General features: G+C 69.2%; 17 protein-coding genes and 1 pseudogene. 7 read left to right on the top strand and 11 right to left on the bottom strand.

The features are described 5' to 3' along the window. Positions 1 to 47: 47 nt before the first annotated feature. Positions 48 to 2,414: pseudogene (locus EXE48_RS19345) on the bottom strand (BGTF surface domain-containing protein). Between the two features lie 208 nt (positions 2,415 to 2,622). On the opposite strand from EXE48_RS19345, the gene EXE48_RS05885 reads away from it, so the two are divergent. Further along, the gene (locus EXE48_RS05885; protein ID WP_053770460.1) at positions 2,623 to 3,078 is read left to right on the top strand and encodes a zinc ribbon domain-containing protein; all 456 of its coding nucleotides are present in this window, start codon (positions 2,623 to 2,625) and stop codon (positions 3,076 to 3,078) included. Positions 3,079 to 3,865: 787 nt separating this feature from the next. Here the strand turns inward: EXE48_RS05885 and EXE48_RS05880 are convergent. From EXE48_RS05880 to EXE48_RS05850, 7 genes are all read right to left on the bottom strand, one after another. Beyond that, positions 3,866 to 4,642, bottom strand: coding sequence for a DUF7500 family protein (locus EXE48_RS05880; RefSeq protein WP_053770459.1), 777 nt, complete (start codon positions 4,640 to 4,642; stop codon positions 3,866 to 3,868). Positions 4,643 to 4,724: 82 nt separating this feature from the next. Then, positions 4,725 to 5,396, bottom strand: a complete 672-nt coding sequence (locus tag EXE48_RS05875; RefSeq protein ID WP_137710974.1) for a flagellin — start codon at positions 5,394 to 5,396, stop codon at positions 4,725 to 4,727. A gap of 2 nt (positions 5,397 to 5,398) precedes the next feature. Then, a complete protein-coding gene (locus EXE48_RS05870) occupies positions 5,399 to 5,974 on the bottom strand; it encodes a flagellin (RefSeq protein ID WP_137710973.1) in 576 nt (191 codons plus the stop codon). 168 nt (positions 5,975 to 6,142) lie between these two features. Next, positions 6,143 to 6,805: a flagellin gene (locus EXE48_RS05865; protein WP_137710972.1), complete on the bottom strand. Its 663-nt coding sequence runs from the start codon at positions 6,803 to 6,805 to the stop codon at positions 6,143 to 6,145. A gap of 2 nt (positions 6,806 to 6,807) precedes the next feature. Then, positions 6,808 to 7,398 carry a flagellin gene (locus tag EXE48_RS05860; RefSeq protein ID WP_137710971.1) on the bottom strand — a complete coding sequence of 197 codons (591 nt, stop codon included), beginning with the start codon at positions 7,396 to 7,398 and terminating at the stop codon, positions 6,808 to 6,810. A gap of 347 nt (positions 7,399 to 7,745) precedes the next feature. Next, entirely contained in the window at positions 7,746 to 8,354 is a 609-nt protein-coding gene (locus EXE48_RS05855) for an SHOCT domain-containing protein (protein WP_137710970.1), read from the bottom strand. Between the two features lie 191 nt (positions 8,355 to 8,545). After that, positions 8,546 to 8,884, bottom strand: coding sequence for a hypothetical protein (locus EXE48_RS05850; RefSeq protein ID WP_137710969.1), 339 nt, complete (start codon positions 8,882 to 8,884; stop codon positions 8,546 to 8,548). 187 nt (positions 8,885 to 9,071) lie between these two features. Between EXE48_RS05850 and EXE48_RS05845 the strand changes: the two genes are divergently transcribed. Then, the gene (locus EXE48_RS05845) at positions 9,072 to 9,410 is read left to right on the top strand and encodes a helix-turn-helix domain-containing protein (RefSeq protein ID WP_137707333.1); all 339 of its coding nucleotides are present in this window, start codon (positions 9,072 to 9,074) and stop codon (positions 9,408 to 9,410) included. A gap of 27 nt (positions 9,411 to 9,437) precedes the next feature. On the opposite strand, the gene EXE48_RS05840 is transcribed toward EXE48_RS05845, so the two are convergent. Continuing rightward, the gene (locus EXE48_RS05840) at positions 9,438 to 10,169 is read right to left on the bottom strand and encodes an RAD55 family ATPase (RefSeq protein WP_004597593.1); all 732 of its coding nucleotides are present in this window, start codon (positions 10,167 to 10,169) and stop codon (positions 9,438 to 9,440) included. 144 nt (positions 10,170 to 10,313) lie between these two features. On the opposite strand from EXE48_RS05840, the gene EXE48_RS05835 reads away from it, so the two are divergent. Beyond that, positions 10,314 to 10,877: a HalX domain-containing protein gene (locus EXE48_RS05835; protein ID WP_053770451.1), complete on the top strand. Its 564-nt coding sequence runs from the start codon at positions 10,314 to 10,316 to the stop codon at positions 10,875 to 10,877. A 598-nt stretch (positions 10,878 to 11,475) separates the two neighbouring features. Here the strand turns inward: EXE48_RS05835 and recJ are convergent. Further along, entirely contained in the window at positions 11,476 to 12,894 is a 1,419-nt protein-coding gene (recJ, locus tag EXE48_RS05830) for a RecJ family nuclease (RefSeq protein ID WP_137710968.1), read from the bottom strand. 197 nt (positions 12,895 to 13,091) lie between these two features. On the opposite strand from recJ, the gene EXE48_RS05825 reads away from it, so the two are divergent. From EXE48_RS05825 to EXE48_RS05815, 3 genes are all read left to right on the top strand, one after another. Then, positions 13,092 to 14,393, top strand: coding sequence for an O-acetylhomoserine aminocarboxypropyltransferase/cysteine synthase family protein (locus tag EXE48_RS05825; protein WP_137705020.1), 1,302 nt, complete (start codon positions 13,092 to 13,094; stop codon positions 14,391 to 14,393). Between the two features lies 1 nt (position 14,394). Beyond that, on the top strand, positions 14,395 to 15,678 hold the full coding sequence (gene metX / locus EXE48_RS05820; RefSeq protein ID WP_053770448.1) for a homoserine O-acetyltransferase MetX: 1,284 nt from the start codon (positions 14,395 to 14,397) through the stop codon (positions 15,676 to 15,678). Positions 15,679 to 16,227: 549 nt separating this feature from the next. Next, on the top strand, positions 16,228 to 17,880 hold the full coding sequence (locus EXE48_RS05815; protein ID WP_121599980.1) for a long-chain fatty acid--CoA ligase: 1,653 nt from the start codon (positions 16,228 to 16,230) through the stop codon (positions 17,878 to 17,880). A gap of 44 nt (positions 17,881 to 17,924) precedes the next feature. On the opposite strand, the gene EXE48_RS05810 is transcribed toward EXE48_RS05815, so the two are convergent. Then, positions 17,925 to 18,365, bottom strand: a complete 441-nt coding sequence (locus tag EXE48_RS05810) for a DUF5807 family protein (protein ID WP_053770446.1) — start codon at positions 18,363 to 18,365, stop codon at positions 17,925 to 17,927. A 337-nt stretch (positions 18,366 to 18,702) separates the two neighbouring features. On the opposite strand from EXE48_RS05810, the gene EXE48_RS05805 reads away from it, so the two are divergent. Next, entirely contained in the window at positions 18,703 to 21,147 is a 2,445-nt protein-coding gene (locus EXE48_RS05805) for a DEAD/DEAH box helicase (RefSeq protein ID WP_137710967.1), read from the top strand. Positions 21,148 to 21,207 lie beyond the last annotated feature (60 nt).

Below are 21,207 nucleotides of genomic sequence, written 5' to 3'. Positions count from 1 at the left end.
CGGTCCAGGCGGCGGGCTCGTTCGAGCCGGTGGCCCGGCAGAGCGTCTCAGACCCAGTGGCCGAGGAGGTGGACCGCGCCGACGAGGACCGTGCCGCCGAGCGCCTCGCGGGTGCCGAACGGCAGCGGGAGCATGCCGACGGAGTCGGGGGCGTCCCCTGCCGGCGCGTCGCCGTCGCTCGTCTCGCCGGAGCCGCCGTCGCCGTCGGTCTCGGTGCCGTTCGAGGCGGCGTCCGAGTCCCACCCGTTCGCGGCGGTCGAGTCTCGTTCCGAGTCGCCGTCGTCGCCGCCCGCTCCAGCCTCGTCGCCGGTGCCGTCGGCCGCGCCGTCGTCGTCAGGGTCGGTGCCGTTGGCCGCGCTTCCGTCGCCCTCGTCGTCGATCGTCGTCGTCGCCGGGTCCTGCTCGACGACCAGCGTCCCGCCGTGGGTGTCGCCGTCGAGCCGGAGGGTAAACGGGTACCTGCCGGGGTCGAGGTCGGCGGGTACGGAGGCGAAGTCGTAGGTCCGGGACTCGTCCGGCGTGAGACGGACGCCCCACGAGCCGCCGAGGCTGCCGTTGTCGACGGTGAGGGCGAGCTCGCCCTCGCCGGTGAGCCCGCCCGCGTTGCGCGCGACGACCCGGAGCGCGGAGAGGTTCCCGCCCTCGGTGACCGTGACGTTGTCGGGGGCGTCGTCGATCACCAGCTCGTCCGGGTTGTCGACGTCGCTCACGACGATGGCCGTCCGGCTGTCGCGGAGCGTGGACCCCTCGTACAGCTCGTAGTTCAGCCGCGTGCCGGGGACGACCTCGTCGAGGTCGACGCCGACCGTGAAGTTCCCGTCAGCGATCTCCAGCGGCGACTCGGCCCGGAAGGGCGCGTCGCCGGCGTCGTTCACGAGCGTCGCGGTCATCTCCCGCCGCGGCAGCAGCGACGTGGTCCCCGTGAGCTGTCCCTCGTCCACCTCGACGAGGAGGTCGCCGTCGTCGGTGACGTGGTCGTACCGGAGGTACCGCTCTCGGATCGTGAACGACGCCTCGGCGCGGACCGTGCTGTCTGCCGCCTCCCAGTAGGGGAACTGGGGGGCGTCGTCGGGCCCCGACGCGGACGCGAACGCGGCCGGCGGCTCCTGCCCGTCGGCGAACGCGTACCGCTCGCCCTCGGTCCCCTCCAGCGCGAACGCGACGGAGAACTCGTCGCCCGGCTCGAGCTCCTCGGGGAAGTGGTCGCCGTCGCTCGTGTCGATCACGAGGTAGAAGCGACCGGGGGCGTCGGGCGACTCCAGCTCGGCCGCGTCCGCGATGATGAGCGAGACGTCCTCCGGGTCGGCGCGCGAGAGGTCGAGCTTCGCGGGGCGTTCGTTCATCTCCGCGTTCGTCTGTCTGACCCGGAGCGACACGCCCGACTCCTTCTCCAACAGGTCGGCCAGCACGCGGTGGTCGACCGCCTCGCCGGCCTCGATCGGACCCGCGCCGCGCTCCGCGGCGAAGTGCGACAGGGCCCCTCAGATGCCGGTCGACTCGAAGCCGAGGACGATCCGGTTCCCCTTGGTCACCGCGGACCGCTCGGCCCCGTTCTCGCGGAGCACGCCGAGCGACTCCGCGTCGACGTCCTCGCCGAGCGCGTCCCGGTCGGCGGTGGTGAACACCTCGACGTCCTCGCTGAACCGCGGCTTCTCCAACACGAGGTCGGCCTGATCGGCGGCCGCGGCCGGCGTCACCACGCCGGAGTCGTCCATGATAAACGTCCCGTTGGTGATCGCGAGCCGGTAGCGCTGCGGGACGAGCGGCCGGGCGAGCCCGCCGGCGCCGGTCGCCCCCGAGAGCGCGCTCAGGTTCTCAGCGACCGTATCGCCGCTCTCGTCGACGAACTCCAGATCGCACGTCGTACCTTCCAAGCCGCAGCTCTCGACGTTGCTCGCGTCGGTGCCGATTGTTCGCGTGTTGAACGTCGTCTCACTCGTACCGGATATCTTGACTACGTCCACGAAGCCGACCGTCTTCCCCGTGTCACTGAGCCGGTTGCCGCCGATCAGGAGGTACTCGGCTCCGTCCGGATTATCAGCGGCGTATCTGATTCGGACTGGGTCCCCTGCGACGCCGGTGTAGGTCGGCCGGGGGAACCCGCCGCTGATCTCCGGCCGGTCGGTCGGGCCGACCGGACCGGGGGCCTCGACCGCGACGGGCGCCGTCGGTTCGGCGGCGACGGACGACGCGGACGAACCGACCGCGAGGCCGGCCGCGACCGGGGCGGTCGCGAGAAGTCCGGCGAGCACGACGAGGACGGCGAGGCCGATCACGCTCGCATGGAACACCGACAGGTCGGTGCCGAACGAACGGAGTCGCCGTCGCGGTCCGGAGCCGCTCGTCCGATCGCCGTCGGTCGCCGTAGGGTCCGTCGAGCGCGTGTCGGTCGCGTCATTTCGTTCCAGTGTCATGAGGGCGTGGGCAACGAGTGCGGGCTGTCGGCCGGCCCGCACCTTGTTGCCGACGACTCCGCGGGTCGCCGACTGAAGCGTACCCACCCGATTATCATTGCGTGTAACGAGATCGGAGGAAGAGAGGGGTAGACGCAGAAATCGCCCGACGTGGGCGAGGTCCTCGGTCCGAAGAATTAAGCCGGGGCGGCGCCCGATCCACGCCAAGATGCCATCGTGTCCCCGCTGTGACGCACCGATCGACGACGACGCGCGGTACTGCGCGCAGTGTGGCGCCCCGCAGACGGAGGACGCGGCGGAAGAACTCGACGAGTACGTCCAGCGACAGGCGGAGCAGGTCGCCGGCGGCAGCGGCGGCGGGAAGCCGGAGGGCGGCGGGTCGGCCGGGAGCGACGCGTTCCCCCCGATGGAAGAACTCTCGGACCGGGAACAGCTGTGGCGGCGCGGGTCGTACGTCCTCGGGTACGGGACGATCGTCGTCGCGCTCACGCGGGTTCCGGCCGCGGAGTCGTGGCCGCTGATCCTCGGCGGGATCGCGATCCTGCCGCCGATCCGGCGGCTCACCGCGGAGCCGCTCGGAAGTCCACTGAAGCGCGAGGTGATGGCGGGGGCCTACGCGGTGTTCGCGCTGATCGGGATCGCGCTGTTCGTGCTGTTAGGGTGACGGTCGGTAACGAGATCGCGCGCTGTTTCACAACGCACGGAGATATCCTGGGAGGTGTTGGTTACTAGAGACGCCGAGCCGCGAGCGAGAGCGCCGCCGCCGTGAAACGATCGGGCACATGGATCTAGTCCTTTCAGCCGAATAGACGCCGAATCAGCCGACTGTTCCCCGAGTGACACCCGTTTGCCCCGCCGCAGTGGATCCGTGTTCGAACGTGTGTCACGACGCGACAACGCCGCCCCGAAACCGGACCCGAACGAGCGGGAGTGAGCACAGTTCGGTCGAATCAGGCCCTCATAACCGGAAACGTGGGAAAATTCATAATCTGTAACGACGGAGAGAGACACGCCACGCACAGGTAAATATATACGATAATTGAATTATTGAATCCGTTCTGTCGGATCACCCCGGGAACACCCGGGGTGTTCGAACGGATCCGCGATTTTCTCGCTATGATATATCCGGCGCTCACAGCAGGGGGACGACCCGCTCCGGGCTGGAACGTCAACTGCCGGATCCCACAGCCGGCGAGCGGTTTCCGGCACCGTGACGGCTGCGATCACCCGGGCAGGAGGTTTCGCCGACACCGCAGTGACGGTCTCTGACCCAGCGAGCAGGTATGACACCCGTTTGTCTGCGTGTGACTGCGGCGGGAATCGGTCGGTGTAACGTCCCGGAATAAGTCTGTTTGAGCGGGTCTGGCGGGAGATTCCGTTGTGTGATCGCTGTCAACTCGGCGGGAGTCCGCGATAGACCGGAGAGCGATCCAGGAGGTTTGTTGTGGGCCTCACTCGAGTCGGAAACCGCCCTCCTCCTCGGCGGCGCGCACCAGGTCGCCGATGCTGTCGCTCGCCGTGAGGCCCTGACTCGCCGCGAACCGCTTTATCATCACCGGCGGGATGTCGACGGTCGTCTCGGAGGCCGCGAGCAGTAGTCCGATCGCCTCCGGCGTCGGCGAGCTGGGGCCGGCGTTCGACGCGAACCACGAAATGAGCGTGTCAAACGTCGCCGTCACGTCATTCGACACCGTCCGCTGCCGGGTGGTGTCGCCCTTCGCGTGGAGCGTCGCGTCGATCCCGTAGTCGAACCCGTCGCCGTCGAAGGAGTTCGCCAACCATCGGCTCACCGACTGACGGTCGACCGCGCCGGCTCCGGCCGCGGTCTGGGCCCGGGGATGCCCCTGCGCGTTCGGCGGCGGTTGGCCGCCCCCGGCCGGCTGTCCACCGGATTGCTGTCCGCCGCTAGGGTGCCCAGCTCCAGCTTGTCCGCCGGGGGGTTGCCCGCGTTCGCCGACGCCGGGGCCGGCCGCGCTCGCCCGCGGGTCGTCGCCGGCGGGCCGCCGCTCGTCCGGGCTCGCGGGGTCGGCCGCGGTGAAGCCGGAGTCGTCCTCCGGCGGCGCGCGGCGCTGCCCCCGCGATCGGCCGACGTTGGGGCGACCGTTCGTCCCGACGACGTAGCGGCCCTCCCCGATCTCGACGACGTTCTCGTCGTCGGTGAAGTCGAGCTCCTCCGGATCGGCCGGGACCGCGTCCGGGTCGTTCGCCGGGGGATCGTGGTCGCTCATGAGTTGTGATAGCGTGCGCCGCAAAATAGGTGTTGCGGGCGGCCGAACCGCCACAGCGTGGTTTCCGCGCCGTTCGAACTCCTCAGAGCCGGACCGCTTCGCCGCCCTCGGTAAAGAGGTCGGGTGCGTGGAGGTCGACGCTGGTCGTCGCGCCCGACGGCGAGACGATGGCGAGCGAGGTCTCCTGCCCCTGGCTGAAGGCGTCGTCGGTCGCGCCGAACGGCGCCGTCTCCGGGTTGAAGACGATCGTGAACCGCTCGTCGTCGTTCAGGACCGCGTCGCTCGCGGGGACGAACTCGCCCGTCGAGTCTTGGACGGCGAACGCGCCCTCGGGGATGTCGCTGACGTTCCCGATGCGGGCGGCACCGCCCGCCACGGTCGTGTTGGTCTGGTTCGTCCCGGTGAAGATCAGGTTCTTCTGTCCGTTGGGCCCGACGGCCTGTATCGTCGCGGAGCTCAGGTCGATCTGGTCGGCGCCGGCCGCGCCGGCGACCCCGACGCGGAGCTCGGCGAGCGTCGTCGGGTCCGAGGTGTTGTTGACGATGCCGACCGTGCTCGTCACGTCGATGCGCTCGGACACGAGGTCCGTGCTCTCTTGCCCGGTCGCCTCCGCCTGCGACTGGAGGAAGCCGGCCGTGTTGATCAGCACGCCCGCCGCGATCGCCGCCACCAGCACCATCGCGATGAACACGATGAGCGTGCCGATACCGACCTGCCCGCGGTCGCCGTCGTCGTCAGTGATGAACTCGAACATCGTTACAGCCTCACCGAGGTCTGGTCCTGCGTCAGCGTCGTCGGCACGCGGATCTCCGCGGTCGTCGTCGCGCCGGACGCCGTCGTGAAGGTCACGGCCAGTCGCTCGCCCTCGTCGAGGGCGCTGTACCCTTCGACGTCCGCGCTGGTGACGTCCACCGTCACCAGCGCGCGGTCACTGCTGTCGGTGAGCACGTCGTTTTCGGCGCCGAGGATGTTCTCGACGTCGGTGACGAGGTTCTCGACCTGCACGGTCGCCTGTCCCTGCGACCCGATGACCTCGATGGTCGTTTGGTTCAGATCGATGTACCCCGATCCGGGGGCCTTCGCCACCACGAACTGGAGCTGGTCGACCGTCTGTGCGCCGGTCACGTTCCCGGACTGACTCACGATCTGAATCCGGTCCGAGACCTGCGATGTACTCTCCTCTCCGGTCGCTTCCGCCTGCGTCTGCAGAAAGCCGGCCGTGTTGATCAGTACGCCCGCCGCGATCGCCGCCACCAGCACCATCGCGATGAACACGATGAGCGTGCCGATGCCGACCTGACCGCGGTCGCCGTCAGTTGTTGCGTCGAACATTTGTATATCGAGCGCCCGTGAAGGTCCGCTCCCGGGCTCTACACGACCGGACGCGAGACCGGTTGATAAAGAACCGGTCCAATATATTGAACGTAATAATCAGCAGAAGGCGTTGAGATGTGTCTCAACGTGACAGAAAAACAAAAATTAGACCGCTGGTTCGAAGCGTTACAGGCGGACCGCTTCGCCGTCCTCGTTGAAGAGGTCGGGTGCGCGGAGGTCGACGCTGGTCGTCGCGCCCGAGGGCGAGACGATGTCAAGCGACGACTGGTCACCCTCTCCGAAGAAGCCACCGGTACCGGTGCCAGTACCGAACGGCTGGGTCTCGGGGTTGAACACGATAGTGAACCGGTCTTCGTCGTTCAACACCGCGTCACTCTCGTTGACGAAGCTCCCGCCGGAGCGCACTGCGAACGTCCCTTCGGGGATGTTGTCAACGTCGCTCAAGTTTCCAGTGTTCGTCACGTTTGAGGTGCTGTCGGTGAAGATCAGGTTCTCCTGCCCGTTGGGACCGACAGCTTGTATCGTCGCAGAGCTCAGGTCGATCTGGTCAGCGCCGGCGGCGCCGGCGACGCCGACACGAATCTCTGAGAGCGTGCCGTCGGTGCTGTTATTGACGATCCCGACCGTGCTCGTCACGTCGATGCGCTCGGACACGAGGTCCGTACTCTCTTGGCCCGTCGCCTCCGCCTGCGACTGCAGGAACCCGGCGGTGTTGATCAGCACACCGGCGGCGATAGCGGCGACGAGCACCATCGCGATGAACACGATGAGCGTGCCGATACCGACCTGACCGCGGTCCTCGTCGTTGTTAGTGATGAATTCGAACATTGTTACAGCCTCACCGAAGTCTGGTCCTGCGTAAGCGTCGTCGGCACGCGAATCTCCGTCGTCGTCGTCGCGCCGGACGCGGTCGTGAACGTCACCGAGAGCCGGTCGCCGGCGGAGATATTGTCGTAACCCACCGCACTCGCGTCGAGATCGACCTTAATCTCCGCGCGGTCGCTACTGTCGGTCAGGACGACGTCATCGTCCGCAGGCTCGGTGAAGATCGTGACGTTGCCAGCGAGCTCGTCGAGTTCAAAGGCGACTTGCCCGTTTGTGCCAATAATCTCGACGCTCGTCTGATTCAGATCGATGCTTCCCGCACCAGGGGCCTTCGCGACGACGAAGTCGATCTCGTCGACGCCCTGGCTCCCGCTAACGTCGGTGACGTTACCGGACTGGCTCACGACCTGGATCCGGTCCGCCACCTGACTCGTACTTTCTTCGCCCGTTGCCTCCGCCTGCGTCTGGAGGAATCCGGCCGTGTTGATCAGGACGCCGGCGGCGATCGCCGCCACCAGCACCATCGCGATGAACACGATGAGGGTCCCGATCCCCACTTGACCGCGTTGTTCCTCGTGCGTGATTGCTTCGAACATTGGTTGTGTTGCGTCGGCCCCCGGCCTGCCCGGTGGGCGTTATCGTTGGAGATGGGGATTTCATACTTAAGATCACCCACCCGATTATTCGTTCTGATAAACCGCTTACGTCGTGCGGTTTTCGAGTTCTTTTCACGTGATTAGTTACAGAACTCATCAACGATTTCGCGGAGAGAGTATCAGACTTGGATCTGGGAGATATCAGCGCGCCTCGGCGGCGGATCCGGGCGGCGAGCGCGAGGCCGAGCGGTGCGTCGAACGGGAGGGGGGCGGCGGACGCACCGCGAGGCGCGCTTCGCGAGGGGCGGTCGCGTCCGGGACCGGGCCGGAGCGGCCGTGCGCGTTCGTCAGCGCTCGCGCTCGCGCGGGAACGAGTCCGAGTATTCCGAGCGGTCGCTCGCGTCGGGTCGACGCCGCGGCGCTGTCCGGTCGGGCTCGCGGTCGGCGGCCAGCAGGCGGTCGAGCCGACGCTCGAACTCGGCGTCCGTGAGTTCGCCCTCGACGTAGCGGTGTTTGAGGCGCTCCACCGGCGCGGTCGCGTCGTCACCGGCGGGCGCCGCGCGCGGGGACGCGCGCTCCGCGGCGATGCGATCGGCGAGGTAGCCGCCCAGCGCGCCGCTGCCGACGACGTACGCGGCGCCGACGAGCGTGAGCGCGAGGACGCCGACGGTCGCCGCGGGCGACACCGCGGCGGCGACCCAGACCGCGAGGAACGTCAGCGGCAGCGACAGCAGCGCGACCAGCGCGCCCGTCGCGGCGCCGATCCGCGGGCCGCGGGGCGCCTCGGCCTCGTCGGTCCAGCTCGCCACGCCGGCGCCGACCGCGGGCGCGACCAGGCCGACGACCGGCAGGACGCTCACGAGCACCGTCACCCCGGCTCCCACGCCGGCGCGCGCGGCGAGGTCGGAGAGGCGAGCGACCGTCGAGCGATCCCTGCGGGCCTCGGCGGTCGTCATCGCCGGTGCTCCCACCGTCGGATCGATTCGTCCGTCCGGCACCGGCGCGGCGCCGTTCGCGCGCTCGCACCCCCGCCACGACAGCGATTTGTCATCGACATCACTACGGGACGCGAAATAAAAAACGCGTCGGGGAGGCCGGCTCGGTGGCGAACCGAGACAGCGGAACCGGGTGGAAGGGGCCTCGTTTTTCACCGGTCGCGCAGGCGCGACAGTTCCGACTCGGGGATCACGAACTCCTGGGTGCCCGGCTCGTAGACGACGAGGCTCCCGGCGACGAGCGCCATCGAGGCGGCGAGCAGCCCGGTGTTGACCAACAGCAGCGCCTCGGCGTTCCCGAACGCGGTCCAGAAGGCGGCCGCGGGCGTCCCCACCGCCGCGACGACGACGAGACCGAAGCCGACCGCCAGGTACGCCATCGCCGTGCGGCCCGACGACCGGTACGCCGCGACCGCGAACGCGACGAGCGTCGCGCTCGCGCCGGCCAGCACGGTGGTCGTCACCAGGTACAACCCCTCGATGAGCTCCATACACCTCCTGCTCGAACGGCGGTCATAAACCCACGGGAGCGGGTATCAGTGGCGATAACACGGTTCGACGGCGCGGGGCGGTCGAGGACGGTCGCGGCCCCGTCCCGCGCGCCGAACGAGCGCGTTCGTCGCCCGAGAGGGCCACCGGTACCCTTATAAGCCATAAAAATCAATCTCGATAACGTGAATGGTGGGGGACGATCTGATCACCGTACTCGGTAACAAATACAACACGGACATCCTGACGGCGACGGGCGACCCGAAGTCGGCACAGGACCTCAGCGATCAGCTGGACGTCCCGATCGCGACGTGTTACCGACGGATCAACGAGTTAGAGGAGGCGGACCTCCTCGAACTACACGACCGCCCGCTCTCCGACGAACACCGGCGCGTGAAGGTGTACCGTCGGAAGGTCGACGGAGTCGAGGTCGACTTCCGCGACGGGCTCACGGTCGAGGTAGAGGAGCGGTCGGCGGTGAAGAATCGCCTCGACGACGTCTGGCGCGACCTCTCGTCGCGGGAGTAACACCGTTCCCCGGCGGTTTCCGACCCGTCAGAACGACGGTTGGTCGTCGGAGCCGCCCATCATCGAGAAGCCGCCCGCGCGCTCGTGGACGGTGATGCCGCCCTGCCCGATCTCCATCGGGAAGATGTCGGTGTCGATGTCCTGTTTCCGCATCTTCGCCACCCAGACGTAGCGGTTGACGCCGGAGTCGGTCGGGGTCTGGATGAAGTAGATGTTCCCGTCCGTGAGGAAGTTCTCCAAGCCGACCTCCGTGTCGGGGAAGACGGCGCCCTGCTCGTTGATGAGCAGCGAGGTGAGCCCGTTCGCCTTGAGGATGTCGGAGAACTTCAGCAGGTACGTACGCTTCTCCTGTTCGGCGTCGAAGAACAGCTGGAACATCGACAGCGAGTCGAGGACGAGCCGGTCGAAGTCGCCGTCCTCGACGGTGTCGAGCAGCCGGTCGACCGCGGTCGAGAAGTCGGTCTCCCGGAGCATCTCGCGTTTGTCGAGGATGACGATGTCGCCGTCGTCGACCATCTCGTCGAACCCCTCGAAGCCGACGGACTCGGCCGCGCCGCGGATGTCCGCCTCGTCCTCCTCGAAGGAGACGTAGACGCCGCGCTCGCCGTGTTCGGAGACGCCGTGGTGGAGGTACTGGATACCGAAGATGCTCTTGCCGGTGCCCGGGTTCCCCGAGACGAGGACCGTCGACCGCTGGGTGATGCCGCCGGTGAGAATGGAGTCGAGCCCCTCGACCCCGGTGGAGACGAGTTCTGACATTCGTCTCCCCTTACACGGCCGGAGTATATAAAAGACGGTTCGGTACACCGAGCGAACGGACGGCGACAGTTTTATCTCTCGACACGCCGCCCGTTCGTGTATGCCCGGTGAAGCGTGTCCGGTCGCTCCCGGCGGTGATCGACGGTGACCGATCCGTCGATACTCATCGTGGAGGACGAACCAGACATCGCGGCGCTGTACGCCGGCTTCTTAGAGGAGCGATACGCGGTCGACGTGGCCGAGACCGCCGCCGACGCGATAGACCGCGTCGACGCCGCCGTCGACGTGGTGCTCCTCGACCGCCGCCTCCCCGACGGGAGCGGCGACGACGTCTTGGGACACATCCGCGAGGAGGGGTACGACTGCCGCGTGGCGATGGTGACCGCGGTCGAGCCCGACTTCGACATCATCGACATGGGGTTCGACCTGTACCTCACCAAGCCGGTGAGCCGCACGAAGCTGCTCGCGGCCATCGACACCCTCCTGACCCGCAGCGAGTACGACGACCTCGTCCAGGAGGCCGCGGCGCTTGCCAGCAAGCGCGCCGTGTTGAGCTCGCAGAAGCCGGCCGCCCAGCGCGAGGGGAACGAGGCGTACGCCGAACTCGTCGACCGGTTGGAGGAGTTGGACGCCGACATCGACGACCTCGGCGAGTCGCTGTCGACCGACGACTACCGCGCGATGTTCCGCGACCTCGGCGAGGCCTGACGCGCCGCCGCCCGGCGTTCCCGCAGTGGGACCGACCCGCGATCCACCGCTCGCTCGATTCTTCCGACGCGGCGCCGAACGCAACAGCGTTTCTTCGTCGCTCGCGCGCGCGAGCCGAACGTTACCGCGCTCCGACGGAAAACGTCTATGGTGCTCCGACCGAGAGCGACTGCCCGAACCCGCCGACTGCGGCGGGATACCGAACGAAGTTTGAACGGATCCGAGGCGGACTCCGAACGGATGTTGTCCGGTCGTTGAAGAATCTATATCCCCGCCGTCGACCTCGTCGGGGGCATGATGCGACGAGACGCGCGATGGCCGGCCCGGGCGTTCGGTCGCAGCGCGACGACGGCAGTGTCCGCGGGCGCAGCGGCCGTTGCGGGCGTGGTTCAAGTGACCGCGATCCCGAGGTAGTGTATGATCGACGTTACCGAACAGCGCGACGCGCCGCTCGCGGCGGCGGCCGGCGCGGCCGCGGGCTCGTACCTCGCCACGGGGTGGACGCCCGCGTTCGTGGTCAGGCCGGTCGACCAGGCGATCGTCAACCTGAAGCGACGGGCGAGCGGGTCGCCGCGGGCGGCGCGGCGGCCGGACAGGCTCAGGAGAGCTGTTCGCCGACGATCCGGTCGGCCTCGGCGAGGAACGCGTCGCGCTCGTCGGTCGGGATCGTCGCGCCCGCGGCCACGTCGTGGCCCCCGCCGTCGCCCCCGACGGCCTGGCTCGCCTCGCGCATCACCGCGGACAGGTCGAGCCCCCGTCTGACGAGCGCGTGCGAGCCGCGAGAGGACACCTTCAGCTCCGTCGCGCTCTCCTCGGCGAAGGCGATCACCGGCTTCGAGCGGTCGACCGCGGGGGAGCCGACCGCCATCCCCGCGACGATGCCCACGATGGTCTCGCGGATGCGGGAGCCGGCGTCGAACCACTGGAGGTGCTCCTCGTGGGTGACGCCCTCGTTTTTGACCCACTGGAGCCCTTCGGAGAGGTTCTGCCGGTGGGTGCGGAGCAGCCGGCGCGCCTCCGCGAGGGCGTCGCCGCGGTCGCCGAGACACACCGCGAGCCCCACGTCGCCGCGCTCGTAGCGCGCGGTGGCGTTGAGCAGGGTCGAGAACTCGCTGACGTCGCGCAGCTCGGTGCCGGGCTTCTCGTCGACCAGCGTGTAGGCGGTGCCGACGAGCGCCTCGATCCGGTCGGACGGGACGCCGGAGGCGACCGCGCGGCGCATCAGCGCCGACGCGAGAGTCCGTCGCTCCCCGCCGTCGAGGTCGACCCAGCGCCGCCACTCGCCGTCGCGTTTCACGTCGACGTCGAGGTCGGTGAGGAAGGCGATCGCGCCCGCCTCGTCGTTCGAGACCCCCGGGATCTTCACGTCCGAGGCGTACTCCAGGAACTTGGGGAGCGGGCGGGTCTGTCTGCCGTACAGGTCGAGGTCGGTCTGGGCCTCCAAGACGCCGGCGTCGACGCCGTCGGCGACGATCGACTCGTTGGCGCCGACGAGTCCGCCGTCCGAGTCCTGCATGTCGCCGACCGCGCCGACGACCGCGAGCGCGGCGAGGTCGCGGTTGTCGCCGTTCGGCCCCTCCAGCGCGCGGGCGAGGACGTAGCTCGCGCCGGCGCCGGAGAGCTCGCTCGCGCCGTCGATCCCCTCCAACAGGGGATTGAGGTGGTAGCGCGTGTCGCGGTCGGCCGGCTGGTGGTGGTCGGCGATGACGGGGACGAAGTCGCCGCGCTCCTCGTGGTCGGCGATCACGTCGAGTTGGCCGGATCCGAAGTCGGTGAAAAGCACGACGTCGAACTCGCGGGCGGCGACGCCGGCGATCGCGTCGGCGTCCAGCTGCTTCTCGAAGACGACCTCGTGGTCGATCCCGGCCCGGGCGAGCGCGGTCGAGGCGACCGCGGCGCTCGTGATCCCGTCGGCGTCGATGTGCGACGCGAGCAGCACCCGGCCGGCCTCGCGCAGTCGGTCGGCGCAGTCGGTCGCGCGGTCGGCGAGGTCGGGGACTGGGGCGGCGACTGCCATTACCACCGGTTGGCGCCCGACCGGTCATAAACGCACGCTTCGGCGGGGCGAGCGCGGCCCGGATGGCCCGACGCGGGGCCTGCGCGCGCCCGGCGCGGCGTGGCCCCGGTCCCGGCGACGCCCGGCGTCACCGGCGAAGGGGCATCAATTGCCGTAACTGTCAGTTATAGAAGTTTGCAGACGTATGAGCAACAAACATGACACGTGGGTTTTCCACCCGGAGTCTCCACGCCGGCGCCGAGCCCGATCCGGCCACCGGCGCCCGCGCCACGCCGATCCACCAGACCACGTCGTACGTCTTCGACGACGCGGACGCGGCGGCGGAGATGTACGCGCTCCGGGCGGAAGGTCACATCTACTCCCGGCTCTCGAACCCGACGGTGAACGCCTTGGAAGACCGGATCGCCGACCTCTCCGGCGGGTCGGACGCGGTCGCGACGGGCTCGGGGATGGCCGCGTTCGACGCGATCACGACCGTCCTCGCGAGCGCGGGCGACAACGTCGTGGCCAGTTCCGAGATGTACGGCGGGACCGCGGCGTACCTCACCAGCATCGCGGACCGCCGCGGGATCGAGACGCGGCTCGTCGACACGCTGGACTACGAGGCGTACGCGGACGCGGTCGACGACGGCACCGCGTTCGTCCACGTCGAGACGATCGCGAACCCCTCGCTCGTCACGCCCGACTTCGAGCGGCTCGCCGCGATCGCCCACGAGCACGCGGTGCCGCTCGTCGTCGACAACACGTTCGCGACGCCGTACTGCTGCCGCCCGTTCGAGCACGGCGCGGACGTCGTCTGGGAGTCGACGACGAAGTGGATCACCGGCAACGGCACCACGGTCGGCGGCGTCGTCGTCGACGGGGGGCAGTTCCCGTGGGACCACCCCGACGCCGACTACGACGAGCTCGACGGGCAATCGCCCGCGTACCCGATCGACTTCGTCGAGCGGTTCGGCGACGCCGCGTTCGCCAACGTCGTCCGCCAGCGCGGCGTGCGCCCGACCGGCGGCCAGCAGTCCCCCTTCGACGCGTGGCAGACGATTCAGGGGCTCAACACGCTGCCGCTGCGGATGGAGCGCCACTGCGAGAACGCGCGGGAGGTCGCCGAGTTCCTCCGCGACGACGACCGGGTCGACTGGGTGAGCTACCCCGGCTTCGAGGGCCACGAGAGCCACGGGAACGCCGCCGAGTACCTCGACGGCTTCGGCGGGATGGTCACCTTCGGCGTCGACGGCGGCTACGGGGCCGCCAAGGCGTTCTGCGAGTCGGTCGAGCTGACGAGCTTCCTCGCGAACATCGGCGACGCGAAGACGCTCGTCATCCACCCGGCCTCCACGACGCACGCGCAGATGGACGAAGATCAACAGCGGCACGCCGGCGTCTACCCCGAGATGCTCCGGCTCTCGGTCGGTATCGAGGACCCCGAGGACGTGATCGCCGACCTCGACGCGGGGCTGGCGGCGGGCGAGCGTGCGGTCGGAGCCGAGGAGGGGAGCTGAAATGAGCGCCGTCCCGACGGACCACGGGGTCGCCGAGCTCGGCGAGTTCACCTTCGAGTGCGGCCAGTCGGTCCCCGACTTCGAGGTCGCCTACGAGACCCACGGCGAGTTCGACGGCGACAACGTCGTGCTGATCTGCCACGCGCTCACGGGGAGCCAGAACGTCGCGCGGTCGCCCGAGCCGGAGCGCGACGCCGGGACGGCCGGGCAGGCCCGCGCGTGGTGGGACGACGTGGTCGGGCCGGGGAAGGCCATCGACACGACCGAGTACTACGTCGTCTGCGCGAACGTCCCCGGCTCCTGTTACGGGACCACCGGCCCCGCCAGCGAGCGGCCGGCGGACCTCGATTTGCGCGAGGAGCCCGACCACGACCGGTGGGGGACCGCGTTCCCGCCGGTCCAGGTCGAGGACTGGGCGCGCGCGCAGCGCCGCCTCCTCGACCACCTCGGGGTGGGGCGGCTGCGCGCTGTCGTCGGGGGCAGCGTCGGCGGGATGAACGCCCTGGAGTGGGCGAAGCGGTACCCGGACGACGTCGACCGCGTGGTCGCCATCGCGACCGCGGGGCGGCTCGACGCGCAGTGCCTCGCGCTCGACGCGGTCGCGCGTCGGGCGATCCGCGCCGACGCCGACTGGAACGGCGGCGACTACTACGGCGACGACCGGCCGGACCCGACCGAGGGGCTCGCCATCGCCCGACAGATCGGGCACGTCATGTACCTCTCGAAGGCGTCGATGGAGCGGAAGTTCGGGCGCCGGTCGGCCGGTCGCGACTCCTTGACGCGCGAGGACGGCGACCTCGGGCTGCCGCCGGAGCCGACGGCCGGCTTCTTCCCGTACCGCGAGGTGGAGTCGTACCTCGACTACCAGGCGGAGGGGTTCGGCGACCGCTTCGACGCGAACAGCTACCTCTACCTCACGCGCGCGATGGACGAGTACGACCTCGCCGCCGGCCACGGCACCGACGCCGGCGCGCTCGGCGCGTTCGAGGGCGAGGCCCTGCTGATGAGCTTCACCGCCGACTGGCACTTCACCGTCGAGCAGTCCGGGTCGCTCGCCGACGCCTTCCGCGAGACGGGCGTGCCGGTCGCGCACCACGTCGTCGACTCCGACCACGGCCACGACGCGTTCCTCGTCGAGCCCGAACACGTCGGCCCGCCGGTCCGGGACTTCCTCGCCGACGGCGTCGACGGCCGCGCCGTCTCCGACGACGGCGGCGACGACGGCGACGACCCGCGCCCCGACTCGGACCACGCGCCCGTCCACGCGAGCCTGTTCCGGGGGTAATCGTCCGAATCGGTCCCCTTGAACCCATATGCGGTGGCGCGCGCCTCCGAGTGGCCGCCTCCGGCGGCCGCGAGGAGCGCGCGCGAGGGAGTCAGTCGCCGGAGCGAAGCGACGGCGGCTGACGAGGCTGTGGAGGCGTGAGGTGCTGTGCGGGGCTGGACTCGAAGGGGCAGTCGCGAGGACGAAGCACGGCGACGTAAGCAGCGTGGCGCGACGCGCCACGGGCAGCCGGCGGCGGAGCCGCCGGCGGCACTGGAAGGAGCGAACGAAGTGAGCGACTGAAGCGCGTGGTTCGAGAGAGCAAAGCTCTCTCGTCATCCCGAAAATCCTCGATTTTCGGGCGACAACGAGCCGCGCGAGTCCTCACGACAGGGGCTTCGGCGGTGTTCTCCGTGGCGGCAGCTACGTATTATCGAGTAACTGAAACTTTGGCGGTGTTCTCCGTGGCGGCAGCGACATCGCACCGATCAGCGTCGGGGTCGCCCGCGTCCTACAATCACGATCAATCATGATAACGTTCATAGTTCCCGACCGCGTGGTGTGAGAGGTATGCCAGGCGGACACGCTCAGACCCTGCGACCGTTCATGTGGCGCGCGGAACGACTGTACCCCGACACGGAAATCGTCTCGCGCACCCACGAGGGGCGGACGCGGCACACCTACGCCGAGTACGCCGGCCGGACCGCGCAGCTGGCGAACGCCTTGGACGACCACGGGATCGAGCGCGGCGACCGCGTCGCGACGTTCTGCTGGAACCACACCCGGCACTTCGAGACGTACTTCGGCGTCCCGAACACGGGCGCGCAGCTCCACACGATCAACCCCCTGCTGCCGGACGAACACATCCGGTACATCGTCGACGACGCGGACGACGAGATCGTCTTCGTCGACCCGTCGCTGGCCGAGAAGATCGCGGGCGCCGCGGAGGGCGCGGAAGAGTTCGAGGGCGTCGACTTCGTCGCCATGGGCTCCGAGGGGATCGACGCGCTCGACGCGCCCGCCTACGAGGAGTTCATCGCGGACCACTCGACGGAGTACGACTGGCCCGACCTCGACGGCGACCAGCCCGCCGGCCTCTGTTACACCTCCGGCACGACGGGGAAGCCGAAGGGCGTCGAGTACACCCAGTCGATGCTGTGGAGCCACACGATGGCCTCCCAGACGCCGCAGGGGATCCCGATGGAGGACTCCGACGTGGTGATGCCCGTCGTCCCGATGTTCCACGTCAACGCGTGGGGGATGCCGTTCACCGCGGCCGCCGCGGGCGCGAAGCACGTCTACCCCGGGCCGTCGCCGGACCCGGCCGACCTCGCGGCGCTGATCGAGGAGGAGGGCGTCACCATCTCCGCGGGCGTACCGACCGTGTGGCTCGGCCTGCGCGAGTACATCGAGGGGGGCAACGAGGTGGACCTCTCGACGCTCGACACCGTGATCATCGGCGGCGCGGCCGCGCCGCAGGCGCTGATAGAGTGGTACGACGAGCGCGACGTCGAGGTGCTCCACGCGTGGGGGATGACGGAGCTGTCGCCGATCGGTACCGTCTCGCACCTCAAGGATGACCTGCGGGACGCCGACTACGAGACGCAGGTGAACAAGCGCTCGAAGCAGGGCCTCGTCGCCCCCGGACTGGAGTTCGAGGTCATCGACGAGAACGGCGAGGAGATCGCGTGGGACGGCGAGGAGTTCGGCGAGCTCCGCATCCGCGGCCCGTGGGTCACGAAGGAGTACTTCAAGCGCCCCGAGGCCAACGAGGAGGAGTTCGTCGACGGCTGGCTGAAGACCGGCGACGTGGTCACCGTCGACGAGGACGGCTACATGCAGCTCGTCGACCGGACGAAGGACGTGATCAAGTCCGGCGGCGAGTGGATATCGAGCGTCGAGTTGGAGAACGCGATCATGGCGTACGACGGCGTCAGCGAGGCGGCCGTCGTCGGCGTGCCCCACGAGCGCTGGCAGGAGCGGCCCGTGGCGTTCGTCGTCGTGGCCGAGGGCGTCGACCGCGAGGCCCTCGTCGACCGGATCGAGTCCGGCCTCCGCGACGACTACCCGAAGTGGTGGGTGCCCGACGCGGTGGAGTTCATCGACGAGGTACCGAAGACCGCCACCGGGAAGTTCTCGAAGAAGGACCTGCGCGAGCAGTACGGCGACCAGTCGCTCGTCGAGGGCGCCGTGCCGGAAGACGACGCCCCCGACGGGGAGTAACGCGCCGCCGCGCGCAGCGAGCGCACCGTGCGCTCGCCCAGACTTCAGTCGTCGCGGTCGCCGATCACCCACTTGTGCGAGTAGCTCTCGCCGCACGTGCAGTGGGCGTACGCGTGGACCACGTCGCCCTCGGCGTAGAGGCCGCCGACCTCCTCGTTCTGCGCCTCCGCGAACGCGAAGACGAACCGGATCGCGTGGTCGTCGGCGTCGGCGTCGTCCGCGAACGGGCACGCTCCGTCGTCGAGCGAGCGCGCGATCTCGCCGTCGGCGTCCATCGCCGTCTTCGCGAACTCCATCGCGCCCATGCCCGTGCCGGCCTGGAACGCGGACCGCCCGGTCTCGCCGTCGAGGATCAGTCGCACGCCGCCAGCCGTCTCGGTCCCGACCGCGCGCAGCCGGGAGTCGTCGTCGAGGTACTCGTCGCTCAGGTAGAAGACCACGTCGTCGAGCCGCTCGCCCGCGAGGAACTCGTCGAGGTTGCTCATGGCGGTCGGAGGCGCGTGAGCGGTAAAAGGCGTGCGAGTCGGCCCGAGCGCCGAGCGGGCCCTTCCGACCGGAGGCGGCGCGCGTCGCGGTCGACCGACCGGCGAGATCCGGCCGGACCCGTGCTAAATCATGTAGAATCGGGGCAACTGTTAAGACGTATCACGGAGATCCGTCGCGTGATGAGTGCGAAAACCCGATCCGGCGACCGGCTCGCTGAGTGGGCACAGCTGGTCGACGAGGACGTTCCGGAAGAGCTCCGCGAGGAGCGCTCCGCCGACGGATAACTTTCACCCCGCTTCGCGAAGGCTTTAGGCCGACGGCGGCGAAGCACCGCCGATGGGGACCGAGGCCGCCGGGATCGACAGGGATCTGCTCGTCGACGGGTTCTTGCAGCGACGCCGGTACCAGCTCCAGCTGGCGGACGCCGCCGCCGACGAACACACGCTGGTCTGTCTGCCGACCGGCCTCGGCAAGACGACGGTCAGCCTGCTCGTCACCGCCGAGCGGCTCCGCGAGGCGGGCGGGAAGGCGCTCTTTTTGGCCCCGACCAAGCCGCTCGTCCAGCAGCACGCAGACTTCTACCGCGAGGCGCTGCAGATTCCGGACGAGGAGATCGTCGTGTTTACCGGCGACGTGAAGCCCGCCGACCGCGCCGCGCTGTGGGACGACGCGCGGGTCGTGATCGCGACCCCGCAGGTCGTCGAGAACGACCTCGTCGGCAACCGGATCTCGCTCGCGGACGTGACGCACCTCACCTTCGACGAGTGCCACCGCGCGACCGGCGACTACGCGTACGTCTACATCGCGGAGCGGTACCGCGCCGACGCGGCCGACCCGCTCGTCACCGGCATGTCCGCGTCTCCGGGCGGCGACACCGAGGAGATCGAGACGGTCTGTGAGAACCTCGGGCTCGGCAACGTCGAGGTGATGACCGAGGAGGACGCGGACGTCGACGAGTACACGCACGACACCGACGTCCAGTGGGAGCAGGTCACCCTCCCGGACGAGGTCCTCGCGATCCGCGACGCCCTCAACGAGGTGATCACGGACCGGTTAGAGAAGCTGAAGCGGCTCGGGGTGACGAACACGACGAACCCCGACCTCTCGCAGAAGGACCTCAACAAGATGCGGGGGCAGCTGAAGCAGATGATGGACAACGACCAGTCTGACGGGTACAAGGGGATGAGCACCCACGCCGAGGTGATGAAGCTCCGGCGCGCGACCGAGCTGGTCGAGACGCAGTCGGTCGAGTCCGTCCGGCGCTACTTCGAGCGCCAGCGCGAGGCCGCCCGCTCGTCGGGCGCCTCGAAGGCGAGCCAGCGGATGGTCGCGGACCCGAAGGTGCGCGAAGCGATGCGGAAGGCGGAGTCGTTCGACGGGCTCCACCCGAAGTTCTCGAAGGCCCGGATCCTGCTCGCCGAGACGCTCGGGATCGACGGCGGCGAGCGCGCCATCCTGTTCACCGAGTCGCGCGACACCGCGGAGGCGCTCGTGGACTTCCTCTCCGCGAGCTTCGACGTGCGGAAGTTCGTCGGGCAGGGCGACAAGGACGGCTCCGACGGGATGACCCAAAAACAGCAGCAGGAGACGCTCGACGAGTTCAAGGCCGGCGAGTTCGAGGTGCTCGTCTCCACCTCCGTCGCCGAGGAGGGGCTCGACGTGCCCGAGGTCGACCTCGTCTGCTTCTACGAGCCCGTCCCGACCGCGATCCGGTCGATCCAGCGCAAGGGCCGAACCGGCCGGCAGGCCGAGGGGAAGGTGGTCGTCCTGATGGCCGAGGACACCCGCGACGAGGCGTTCTTCTGGATCTCGCGCCGCCGCGAGAAGGAGATGGCCAGCCAGCTCGCGGAGCTGAAAGCGGCGACCGACGACATCGAGGACTCCGTCGGCGACGACGGACAGGCCGGCCTCGACGCGTTCACAAACGAATCCGGCGGGGACGCGGAGTCGACCGAGGACGCCGGCGGCGAGGGGGAGACCGGCGCGGACGACGGCGGCGACGCCGGCCTCACCGACTTCGCGGAGGCGGTGCGCGAGAGCGACGAAGGCGACGGCGACGCCACCGGCGAGAGCGAGGAGGCCGCAGCCGATTCCGACGACGACGGCGTCGTCGCGACCGCCGGGGTCGAGGACGGCGTCGAGGTCGTCGTCGACCAGCGCGAGCTCGACTCCTCCATCGCCAAGGACCTCTCGACGCGCGACGGGCTCGTCACCCGGCTGGAGACGCTCGCGGTCGGCGACTACGTGCTCTCCGACCGGGTCGCCGTCGAGCGCAAGTCGGCGGCCGACTTCGTCGACTCCATGCTCGACGCCGACCGCTCGATGTTCGAGCAGGTCGGCGAGCTCTCGCGGGCGTACGCCCGTCCCGTGATGGTCGTCGAGGGCACGAACCTCTACGGGCAGCGCGACATCGATCCCAACGCGATCCGCGGCGCGCTGGCGTCGCTCGCGGTCGACTTCGACGTGAGCGTGCTCCGCACCGAGGACGAGGGGGACACCACCGAGCTGCTCGCCACCATCGCCGGGCGCGAGCAGGAGACGCGCGACCGCGAGGTGAGCGTCCACGGCGAGAAGACGACGAAGACCCGCGCGGAACAGCAGGAGTACGTCGTCTCCTCCATCGCCGACATCGGTCCCGTCACCGCCCGGTCGCTCCTGGAGCACTTCGGCACCGTCGAGGCCGTGATGACCGCGCGCGAGGCGGACCTCCTGGAGGTCGACGGCGTCGGGCAGGTGACCGCGGAGCGCATCCGCGAGGTCGTCGGCAGCGAGTACGAGTAGCGTTGATCGAGGGGACGAACGACAACAGCGGCGAAAGGATATTGTATACGAGGTAGTATA

It is taken from the genome of Halorubrum sp. ASP1 (assembly GCF_005435135.1).
Taxonomy (GTDB): Archaea; Halobacteriota; Halobacteria; order Halobacteriales; family Haloferacaceae; genus Halorubrum; species Halorubrum tropicale.
Note: the sequence above shows the minus strand (reverse complement) of the source record. Positions and strands in the feature narration are given on the sequence as shown.

Coding starts and splice junctions, on each gene's coding strand:
- EXE48_RS05815 (WP_121599980.1), top strand. CDS start 16,228: ATGCCAGGCGGACACGCTCAGACCCTGCGACCGTTCATGTGGCGCGCG.
- EXE48_RS05885 (WP_053770460.1), top strand. CDS start 2,623: ATGCCATCGTGTCCCCGCTGTGACGCACCGATCGACGACGACGCGCGG.
- EXE48_RS05805 (WP_137710967.1), top strand. CDS start 18,703: ATGGGGACCGAGGCCGCCGGGATCGACAGGGATCTGCTCGTCGACGGG.
- EXE48_RS05845 (WP_137707333.1), top strand. CDS start 9,072: ATGGTGGGGGACGATCTGATCACCGTACTCGGTAACAAATACAACACG.
- EXE48_RS05865 (WP_137710972.1), bottom strand. CDS start 6,805: ATGTTCGAATTCATCACTAACAACGACGAGGACCGCGGTCAGGTCGGT.
- EXE48_RS05810 (WP_053770446.1), bottom strand. CDS start 18,365: ATGAGCAACCTCGACGAGTTCCTCGCGGGCGAGCGGCTCGACGACGTG.
- EXE48_RS05825 (WP_137705020.1), top strand. CDS start 13,092: ATGACACGTGGGTTTTCCACCCGGAGTCTCCACGCCGGCGCCGAGCCC.
- recJ (WP_137710968.1), bottom strand. CDS start 12,894: ATGGCAGTCGCCGCCCCAGTCCCCGACCTCGCCGACCGCGCGACCGAC.
- EXE48_RS05860 (WP_137710971.1), bottom strand. CDS start 7,398: ATGTTCGAAGCAATCACGCACGAGGAACAACGCGGTCAAGTGGGGATC.
- EXE48_RS05880 (WP_053770459.1), bottom strand. CDS start 4,642: ATGAGCGACCACGATCCCCCGGCGAACGACCCGGACGCGGTCCCGGCC.
- EXE48_RS05870 (WP_137710973.1), bottom strand. CDS start 5,974: ATGTTCGACGCAACAACTGACGGCGACCGCGGTCAGGTCGGCATCGGC.
- EXE48_RS05875 (WP_137710974.1), bottom strand. CDS start 5,396: ATGTTCGAGTTCATCACTGACGACGACGGCGACCGCGGGCAGGTCGGT.
- EXE48_RS05840 (WP_004597593.1), bottom strand. CDS start 10,169: ATGTCAGAACTCGTCTCCACCGGGGTCGAGGGGCTCGACTCCATTCTC.
- metX (WP_053770448.1), top strand. CDS start 14,395: ATGAGCGCCGTCCCGACGGACCACGGGGTCGCCGAGCTCGGCGAGTTC.
- EXE48_RS05850 (WP_137710969.1), bottom strand. CDS start 8,884: ATGGAGCTCATCGAGGGGTTGTACCTGGTGACGACCACCGTGCTGGCC.
- EXE48_RS05855 (WP_137710970.1), bottom strand. CDS start 8,354: ATGACGACCGCCGAGGCCCGCAGGGATCGCTCGACGGTCGCTCGCCTC.